Below are 8196 nucleotides of genomic sequence, written 5' to 3'. Positions count from 1 at the left end.
CCGCGATCAGGCGATCGCGCACCGAATCCGGCCCCAGACGGTGCGTGATCGCCTGATCGCGGCCCGATGTGACCGTCTTAACCGATTGGCACCAGAGACCTGGGCCTCCGCCGCGCCCCAGAATTCCGGACCACGACCTGTCCGTGCGCGAGGAGGACCCATGAGAATCACGAGCGTCGAGCCGCCTCGGCTCCTGGTCGCCCTGGACATCGACGGCACCTTGGTCGCGGAGGGCTCGTTCCACGTCCCGAGGGACACCCGCGACGCGGTGGCCGACGTCGTCGCGTCCGGCTCCCGCGTCGCCCTCGCCAGCGGCCGTTCCCTGGTCGGCGTCCTGCCGGTCGCCACGCTCCTCGGGCTGGAGGGCGCGTGGCTCGTGGCGTCCAACGGTGCCGTCACGGCCCGGCTGGACCGCACCATGCCGTGCGGCTACCGCGTGGAGACGTGCCACGTGCTCGACGTCGGGCCTGTGGTCCGGCTCGCACGCCGGCTCTGCCCGGGAGTACGGGTCGCCGTCGAGGAGGTGGGCTGGGGCTACAAGGTCTCCGCACCCTTCGCGGAGGACGACCTCAACGGGCGGCAGACCGTCGTCGGCGGTGACGACCTGTCCGAGGAGCCGTCCCCCCGCGTCGTCCTCGCCGCCCCGGACGCGGCCGCGCTCCTGATGCAGCCGGTGCGTTCGCTCGGAGTGACCGTCAACCCTGCCGGGCCGCACTGGCTGGACGTGACGCCCGAGGGCCTGTCGAAAGCCACCGCGCTCGACGTCGTGCGGCAGCGGCTCCGGGTCGACCCGGCGGACACCGTCGCGGTCGGCGACGGCGTGAACGACCTGCCGATGCTGGCATGGGCCGCCCGCTCGTACGCGATGGGCCACGCGTCCGCCGTCGTGCGGTCCGCCGCCGGGGCGGTGACGAGAACCCTGGCCGAGGAGGGCGCCGCGATGGTCCTCCGGTCGCTCCTCGCGCCGCCCGCCGCCGAGCGGGCGGCGTCCTGACCAGGGCCGACGAGAAATCCGTCGAGATCAGCCGCCGCGTGGTGTGTGATCGCCCCATGGCGATCGAGACGAGCGCGCCGCAGGCCGGTTCACTGGCCGGGGCAGTGGCTGCGCTGCGCGGCTGGCAGCGCGAGGGCACGCCGTTCCAGCTGCACCCCGGCGACATCGGCTGGTTCTGGCGGTTCGGTGCCGAGGCGACGGCCGCAGCGGTGCGTACCTGGAGCCGGGACGGGCAGGTCCTCGCCGTCGGTCTGCTGGACGGCCCCACGCTCCTGCGGCTGGCGCTCGCACCGGACGCCCTGCACGACGACGAGCTCGCGCGACGGCTGGCCGACGACCTGACCGAGCCCGGGCGCGGCGTCCTGCCGCCAGGCCGGGTGAACGTCGAGGCACCCGCGACCGCCGCCCTGCAGGACGTGCTGGCCGGGGCCGGATGGGCCACCGACGAGCCGTGGACCCCGCTGCGGCGCGACCTCACGGAACCGGTGCCCGATCCAGGCGTGCGGATCGAGGTCGTCGGCCCGGAGCGGGCCCAGGAGTGGGCTGCCACGGTGCGGTCGTCGTTCGACGGGTCGACGTTCGGCACGGAGCGCTGGCACGCGATGGCCTCGGGACTGCCCTCCGACGACGCCCGCTGCCTCCTCGCCTCCGAGGACGGCGAGGCGGTGGCCGCGGTCGCCGTCTGGTCCGCCGGACCCGGCCGGCCCGGGCTGCTCGAGCCGATGGGCGTCCACCGGGACCACCGCGGGCGCGGCTACGGCCGGGCAATCACCGTCGCAGCGGCAGGGGCGCTCCGGGAGCTCGGCTCGTCGAGCGCGGTGGTCTGCACCCCGAGCGCGAACGTCGGCGCCGTCGCGACGTACGTGTCAGCCGGGTTCCTGCCGCTCCCCGAGGTGCGCGACCGCTACCGGGACGCGTAGACCGTCCGGCGGCGGCCACACCCGCCGTCGGGACTGCCCTCGGGACGCGTCCTGGGTACACGTCCCCGGCACGCGGACGGGCCGCCGAGCGTGACGCTCGGCGGCCCGCCGTCGTGCTGGGGGGTTGTGCTGTGCTAGGACCAGCTGCCCGAACCGCCGCCGACACCGTTGACGGTGGAGACGGAGCCCGACTGGAAATGACCGAGCAGGTTGCCGTGCCCGTCGAAGAACAGCAGGCTCGTGTAGACCGAGGTGGCCTGGAACTCGAAGCTCACGGTCTGGCTGTAGAGCCGGTTGAGGTCGTCGGTGTAGACGTCGCCCCAGAGGGCACCACCACCGGGCGTGGTGAGCCCGCCGGCCTTGCCGTTGAACGTCTTGCCGCCGTCCTTGATGGCCACCTGGAACTGCAGGTAGAACATGAAGCTGGCGACGCTGCCGTTCGCCGGGTACGACGTGTCCGCCGCCTTGAGCGCCTCGACAGCGGCGTCGATCGTGGGCTGCTCCAGCTTGCCCTCTGCGTGCCGGGCGAATCCGTCCGCCACAGCCTGACGGTCCACCGCCGGGCTTTCTTCACGTGCCACTTGCTCGACCATGTGCATTCCTTCCCCTGAGATGTCGGGGTCCGGCGCCCGTCGTCGGGCACCCTTGCCCCCTGCGCCCTCCGCGGAACGCGAAGAACTACGAGGGAAAGTAGGCAGGAAGACTTCTTTCCGGCGACCGGTGGCAGTGATCAAGATCAACGCAAAAGGATTTCAGCCGGGGTTTACGCGGAATAACATGCGGAATGTCTTCGAACAATTCACCCGCGGATCATTGGGGTATTGTTCGTCCCGCGTCCGGCAATGGATGAAAAGTCAGCGGGGTGGTCGGCCGGACGAGAGAGACGCGATCCCCCGTCCGGCCAGCGACCGCTACGGGAGAGCGCGGTCCAGCGCCGCGAACCACTTCGCGGCGATCTTGACGTTGCCGCTGTCGTCCGGGTGGACGCCGTCGTACGCGTCGACCGCCGGGTCGAAGCCGGTCCACTGGTCGACGACGACGATCGGCGACCGCGCCGTGGACAGCCCCGCTGCCCACGCCGGGATCTGGGCGTTGAGGTTGACCGCCCGCTGGCCGCAGTCCGTGCAGCCGAACGACGGGGCCGGCTCCAGCGGGATGATCTGCGCGACGAAGATCTTCGCGTCCGGGTTCACCCGCCGCAGGTCGGTGACGATCGTCGTGTAGGCGCTGAGGATCTGCGCCGGGGGCACGTTCGACCAGGCGTCGTTGGTGCCGAAGTGCAGCAGCAGCACGTCGGGCGTGTTCTGCTCCAGCCACCGCCGGGTGTCCCCGTTCGCCACGGCACGAGTGACCAGGACGCCGCCGTGACCCTCGTGGTTGGCGTCCGACCCGGTCGGGGCGCAGCCCTGCGTCTGCGAGCCGACGAAGTCGACGTCATGGCCCGCGCCCGTCAGGTGCTGCCACAGGTTGCCGCGCCAGCAGCCGGGGCTGCCGGTGATCGAGTCGCCCATGGGCATGATCCGGACGGGGCCGGAAGGTGTGGGCGTCGGCGTCGGCGTCGGCGTCGGCGTCGGCGTCGGCGTCGGCGTCGGCGTCGGCCCAGCCTGACCGTCGCAGAGGACGCCGTTGAGGGAGACCTGCGTGGGCGCGGCGGTGCCGCCCGAGCCGACGAACCCGAACGCCTGGACGCTCTGGCCCGCGGCGATGCGAGCGTTCCAGCCGACGTCGGACCCGGTGAAGCTCGTGCCGCTCTGGCTCCAGCGCACGTTCCAGGCGCTGCTCACGGTCGTCCCGGCGGGGAACTGCCACGCGAGGTCCCAGCCGTCGACGGCCTGGCCGGAGGTGATGGTCACGTTCGCCTGGAAGCCGCTGCCCCAGGAGCTGACGACGGTGTAGTCGACCTCGCAGCCGTCGTCGGCGGACGCCTGCCCGGCCAGGACCACCGGCAGCACGCCGACGGCGAGCGCGGCCACCGCCGTGCCGAGCATCGAAGGGCGCCGTCGCACTCGATCTGTTCGCATGATCCACGTCCTCGGAAATCGGTTGGGTGTCGAAGCGCTTCAACGAGAACCTAGTGCTCCCCGCAGGGCGGCACAGCGGACTTAAACGATCCGGGTCGGGCTAGGAAAGCGTGCGCCGACGCGCGACACTCGGGTCGTGGACGTCGACATCAGACCTGTGACCGCGGCGGAGCACGAACCGCTCGGGGAGCTCACCGCGCAGGCGTACCTGCGCGAAGGCTTCCTCGGTGGCGAGTACCTGCCCTTCCTGCGTGACGTGCGCGGGCGGGCGTCGTCGGCCCTCGTGCTGGTCGCCGTCGACCACGAGCGCCTGCTCGGCGGGGTCACGTACGTGCCCGGGCCCGGCCCGATGGCCGACCTCGCCCGCGACGGCGAGGCCGAGATCCGCATGCTGGCGGTCGACGCCGGGGCCCGCGGCCGCGGCATCGGCGAGGCACTCACCCGAGCGTGCCTCGACCGGGCCGAGGTCGCAGGGGTGAGCCGCGTGGTGCTCTCGAGCCAGACCGCGATGCACGCCGCCCACCGGCTCTACGAGCGGCTCGGCTTCCGTCGGGTCCCGAAACGCGACTGGAGCCCGGAGAACAAGCCGGGCCTGGTCCTGGTGGCGTACGCGCTGGACCTGGCGCCCGCGACCAGGTAGCTGTTCCCCGTCCCAGCGCCGGACGGGCAACAGCTGCCTGGTCGCGGCGCGCCGACGGCGGGCAGTAGCCGGCCGTCAGCCATCAGTCGTCGAAGGCGTTCCAGCAGATCGCGCTCCGCTGCCGCTGGTCGTCCAGGACGAGCTCCCGGACCTCGGCCGGGATCCGCTCGCGCTGCCAGTCCCGTTCCGCGAGGCGGGCCGCCTCGGCGTCGTCCCCCGCTGAGGCGGCTGCCGCAGCGGCCGCCCGGATCGCGTATGCCGCCGCGCCCAGGTCGTGCGCGGCGACGTGGGCCACCGCGACCGCCTGCCCGGCCGCGAGCGCCGCGAGCTTCGCGGGCGCGGGCAGGTCCTTGCCGGCCGCGTTCGCCGTGAAGGACGTGCGGTGGGCTTCCTTCATGGGCACCTCGCCGCGGATCCAGGCCCGGCCCACGGCGATGGCGTCCCGCGGGCGGGGGTCGTCGGGACGCTCCTGCTCGAAGAGGGGCAGGACGTGCTCGGCGCAGACCGCCGCCCACTCCGCCAGGAGGTGGTGGTGCTCGTCCGTCAAGGTTCCGCCGCGGCGCACGGTGATCAGTCGGGGGTCACGTTCGGTGGGGAGGATCGGCACGGTCCCGACACTAGCGAGCGCCGGTGAGGCGCTCCAGGACCTGCGCTCCCCAGGGTGGGCTTCCGGGCGCGCAGGCCGGCCGCCGACCAGGCTTCCCAGCACACCTCCCCCGACGCCACACCTGCGGACTACTACAATCAGAGTCAAGAACACCTAACCGTTTAGCCAGGTGTTCGCCATGCGTACATATCCCTAGCCTGGTCGGCATGAACCCTCACCCGAACGCACGTGACCGCAGTCTCCAGGCCGCGGCGCTCCTCACGATCGTCGCCGGCCTCGTCATGGCCCTCATCGGTATCGGCGCGTGGGGCCTCGTGTCCTCGCAGCTCGCCGCCGAGGGCATCACGGTCCACGAGGACTCGACGATGATGGGCGGCGCCCTCGTCGGGGACCCCGTCCGCGATCCGCTCACCGCCTTCGCCCAGGCAGAGGTCATCTCCGGCCATGCCATGGAGGCGTCGGGCGGCAAGACGTACGCCGAGCTCGACCGCGAGGACCCGGTCCGGGACACCGTCCAGACCGCAGCGTTCCTGCGGGCCTCCCTGTTCACGTCGGTGATCTCGTTCGGGCTCTGCGCGCTCGTGATCGGGCTCGGGCTCCTGTTCGTCGTCGTCGGCTGGGCGCTCCGGCGGGCCTCCGTGGTCGCCGTGAGCGAGCAGACGCCGCGCGAGGCGAACCTGGCCTCGGTCTGACCCGCCCCGCCCACCGCTGTGGGTACACGTATGGTCGCCTCTCCGCCCCGGGAGGCGGCCATACGTGTACCCACAGCGAAAGAAATCGGAACGAATCTCGCGAAGTGCTGTGACATCCGGCGTGCTCGACCGTCTGGGATGCATGGCACACACCGCACCGGCCGCCCTCGCCGTCCCGATCCCGCAGCCCCAGGCCGCCTGGGGGGTCACGCTCGACCGTGTCGTCGGGTGCTCGGCCGTCCGCGCAGCGCTGCGCGACTACCTCCGGTCCGCCCTGCTCCCCGCCGAGCGGCGCCGCCTCGACGACCACCTCGTCGGCTGCCCCGGCTGCCTGCGCGCGTTCACCGACACGCGGGTGGCCGTCTGGACCAACCCCGCCGCCACGCGGCGGCTGAGGCAGTCCCGCGTGGCCGCGTAGCGCGACTCAGCGGCGCGCCACGCGCAACGCCACCTGGACGGTGTCGCCCTCGCCGACGCCCTCCGCACGCTGCACGGCGACCTTCACGGGGAGCAGGTACCGGCCGTCCTTGGGGAACAGCGCCGTGGTGAACTCGGTCCCGCCGATCGTGGCGACCACCGGGACCTGGCCCCAGTAGACGACCTCACGCGCGGCCTCGCGGATGTCGTCGCTGTCGTCCTCGGGGATCGCGACGAAGAGGTACGGCGCCGGGCCGCGCCACTCGATCACCTGGCCGCTGAAGGTCCACTCCATGCGCCCAGTGTGCCCGGCCTGGCCCGGCCCGCGCCGGGCGGTGGGGCGTGCCCGCCCGCGCCGGGCGGTGGGGCGCAGCCCGCCCGGCGCCGGGCGGTGGGGCGCAGCCCGCCCGGCGCCGGGCCCCGCTCAGCAGTGGAGCCAGAACGGCCGGCCCCGGAACCGGTTGTCGAGGAACGTGATCACCGTGGGCGCGGCGGTCAGCATCGTCGTGACGTGCTCGCCCACATGCCACTCCCAGTAGACGTCGGTCCCTGCGCGGCAGTAGTGGTCGCGCAGGGCCCGGGCCTGGCCGGGCGCCACGATCTCGTCGACGGTGCCGTGGTACAGGTACACCGGCACGCGCGGCGGGCTCGCCCCGAGACGGTTCTCGGCGAGGCGCGCCTGCCAGTCGGGCTGCTGCAGCGGGTCGGACGTCGTGAACATGCTCAGCCGCTGGTAGGCGTGCAGCAGCATGGCGTCCACGCAGGCGTCCTCCTCGTCGGCGTACATCTGCCGGCCGCGCTCGTTGAGGTAGCCCTCGAGGTTCAGCTCGGGGTACGCGCTGTCGAAGCCGTAGGCCGCGAGCAGCAGGAACCCGAAGCCGATCCGGCCGTCCAGGCCTGCGGCCACGGCGGTGAGGTCGGCCGGGACGCCGCCTGCCGCGACGCCCACCACGTCCAGCTCCGGCGCGTACGACGGCTGCAGCTCAGCGGCCCACATCGCTCCGCCTCCGCCCTGCGAGTAGCCCGAGAACGCGACCTTGCCGCCCGCCTGCAGGCCGGTCTCGGGCACCTTCGTCGCGGCACGCACCATGTCGATCACCGCCCGGCCCTCCGACTGCCCCACCACGTACGTGTGGCCGCCGGGTGTGCCAAGGCCCTCGTAGTCGGTGATCACCACCGCCCAGCCCTTGCGCAGCATGGGCTCCAGGAACGGCCGCTCGTAGTCGAGGAACCAGCGCGACGGGGCACACGAGTCGCCGACCCCGCGGGTCCCGCTCGCGATCGAGACCACCGGCCGGGGACCCGGGCCGGGCCACGCCGTCGTAGGCACCAGCACCCGGCCCGACACGGCGACGTCCTGACCCGTGGCGTTCGTCGAGTGGTAGAGCAGCAGGAAGTTGCGCGCACTGAGGCTGCGCGCGTCCTCGCGCCACCAGATGACCTCGCCGTCGGCGCCGTCAGGCAGCGGGCTGGGCGGGGTGTAGAACGTGTCGTCGGGCGGGCCGGGGACCGCGGCGGCGAGCCCCGCCGGTTCAGCAGCCGCCGGTCCGGCGGCCAGGGGTCCGGCGGCCAGCGGCGCAGACCCCGGCGGCGCAGCGGCCGACGCGGCGGCCGGCCCCGCGGGGACCAGCAGGGCGAGCGCCGCGACTCCCGCGACGGCACCGAGGGTCACACGGTGCCTGCGTCGGGCGCTCCGGGGCACGATGGTTCGCTTCATGGAGACCTCCTCGTCGAGCTCCAGGTGCTTCCCGCGTCGTTGCGGGAGGCCGGGTCGTCGTCGACCCGCTACTTACTTACCATCAGTAAGCCCGCCACGGAAGAAGACACGCCCCCTCCGCTACCGGAACCGCTGTGGGGATGGCATGGGGGGGGGATGCGCCCGGGCAAGCCGGCCCACACCAAACC

The 8196-nt window shown here is 73.0% G+C and carries 10 protein-coding genes; 5 read left to right on the top strand and 5 right to left on the bottom strand.

Features of this window, described 5'->3' with window-relative positions:
- Positions 1 to 160: 160 nt before the first annotated feature.
- Together AC060K_RS20535 and AC060K_RS20530 are read left to right on the top strand one after the other, a co-directional pair.
- Entirely contained in the window at positions 161 to 994 is an 834-nt protein-coding gene (locus AC060K_RS20535; protein WP_483767210.1) for an HAD family hydrolase, read from the top strand.
- A 56-nt stretch (positions 995 to 1050) separates the two neighbouring features.
- The gene (locus AC060K_RS20530; protein WP_483767209.1) at positions 1051 to 1914 is read left to right on the top strand and encodes a GNAT family N-acetyltransferase; all 864 of its coding nucleotides are present in this window, start codon (positions 1051 to 1053) and stop codon (positions 1912 to 1914) included.
- A gap of 134 nt (positions 1915 to 2048) precedes the next feature.
- Here AC060K_RS20530 and AC060K_RS20525 read toward each other — a convergent pair whose 3' ends face one another.
- A complete protein-coding gene (locus AC060K_RS20525; protein WP_483767208.1) occupies positions 2049 to 2456 on the bottom strand; it encodes a VapA/VapB family virulence-associated protein in 408 nt (135 codons plus the stop codon).
- Positions 2457 to 2825: 369 nt separating this feature from the next.
- Positions 2826 to 3935: a cellulose binding domain-containing protein gene (locus AC060K_RS20520; RefSeq protein ID WP_483767207.1), complete on the bottom strand. Its 1110-nt coding sequence runs from the start codon at positions 3933 to 3935 to the stop codon at positions 2826 to 2828.
- Positions 3936 to 4071: 136 nt separating this feature from the next.
- Here AC060K_RS20520 and AC060K_RS20515 point away from each other — a divergent pair, with 136 nt between their 5' ends.
- A complete protein-coding gene (locus AC060K_RS20515) occupies positions 4072 to 4575 on the top strand; it encodes a GNAT family N-acetyltransferase (RefSeq protein WP_483767206.1) in 504 nt (167 codons plus the stop codon).
- An 82-nt stretch (positions 4576 to 4657) separates the two neighbouring features.
- Here the strand turns inward: AC060K_RS20515 and AC060K_RS20510 are convergent, their stop codons facing one another.
- Positions 4658 to 5182 (bottom strand): putative immunity protein, encoded by a 525-nt coding sequence (locus AC060K_RS20510; RefSeq protein WP_483767205.1) that lies wholly within the window; start codon positions 5180 to 5182, stop codon positions 4658 to 4660.
- Positions 5183 to 5388: 206 nt separating this feature from the next.
- Between AC060K_RS20510 and AC060K_RS20505 the strand changes: the two genes are divergently transcribed.
- A complete protein-coding gene (locus AC060K_RS20505; RefSeq protein ID WP_483767204.1) occupies positions 5389 to 5874 on the top strand; it encodes an aromatic ring-opening dioxygenase LigA in 486 nt (161 codons plus the stop codon).
- A 142-nt stretch (positions 5875 to 6016) separates the two neighbouring features.
- Positions 6017 to 6292 (top strand): zf-HC2 domain-containing protein, encoded by a 276-nt coding sequence (locus AC060K_RS20500; RefSeq protein ID WP_483767203.1) that lies wholly within the window; start codon positions 6017 to 6019, stop codon positions 6290 to 6292.
- Between the two features lie 6 nt (positions 6293 to 6298).
- On the opposite strand, the gene AC060K_RS20495 is transcribed toward AC060K_RS20500, so the two are convergent.
- Both AC060K_RS20495 and AC060K_RS20490 read right to left on the bottom strand, forming a co-directional pair.
- The gene (locus AC060K_RS20495) at positions 6299 to 6586 is read right to left on the bottom strand and encodes a DUF1905 domain-containing protein (protein WP_483767202.1); all 288 of its coding nucleotides are present in this window, start codon (positions 6584 to 6586) and stop codon (positions 6299 to 6301) included.
- 129 nt (positions 6587 to 6715) lie between these two features.
- On the bottom strand, positions 6716 to 8008 hold the full coding sequence (locus tag AC060K_RS20490; RefSeq protein WP_483767201.1) for a lipase family protein: 1293 nt from the start codon (positions 8006 to 8008) through the stop codon (positions 6716 to 6718).
- Positions 8009 to 8196 lie beyond the last annotated feature (188 nt).

This window comes from Antribacter sp. NEAU-D49 (genome assembly GCF_057158775.1).
This window is presented reverse-complemented; position numbering and strand designations above follow the sequence as displayed.

What these genes read in the sequence shown, in the direction of transcription:
- AC060K_RS20490 (WP_483767201.1), bottom strand. Translation starts at nt 8,008, where the DNA reads ATGAAGCGAACCATCGTGCCCCGGAGCGCCCGACGCAGGCACCGTGTG.
- AC060K_RS20530 (WP_483767209.1), top strand. Translation starts at nt 1,051, where the DNA reads ATGGCGATCGAGACGAGCGCGCCGCAGGCCGGTTCACTGGCCGGGGCA.
- AC060K_RS20495 (WP_483767202.1), bottom strand. Translation starts at nt 6,586, where the DNA reads ATGGAGTGGACCTTCAGCGGCCAGGTGATCGAGTGGCGCGGCCCGGCG.
- AC060K_RS20535 (WP_483767210.1), top strand. Translation starts at nt 161, where the DNA reads ATGAGAATCACGAGCGTCGAGCCGCCTCGGCTCCTGGTCGCCCTGGAC.
- AC060K_RS20505 (WP_483767204.1), top strand. Translation starts at nt 5,389, where the DNA reads ATGAACCCTCACCCGAACGCACGTGACCGCAGTCTCCAGGCCGCGGCG.
- AC060K_RS20500 (WP_483767203.1), top strand. Translation starts at nt 6,017, where the DNA reads ATGGCACACACCGCACCGGCCGCCCTCGCCGTCCCGATCCCGCAGCCC.
- AC060K_RS20520 (WP_483767207.1), bottom strand. Translation starts at nt 3,935, where the DNA reads ATGCGAACAGATCGAGTGCGACGGCGCCCTTCGATGCTCGGCACGGCG.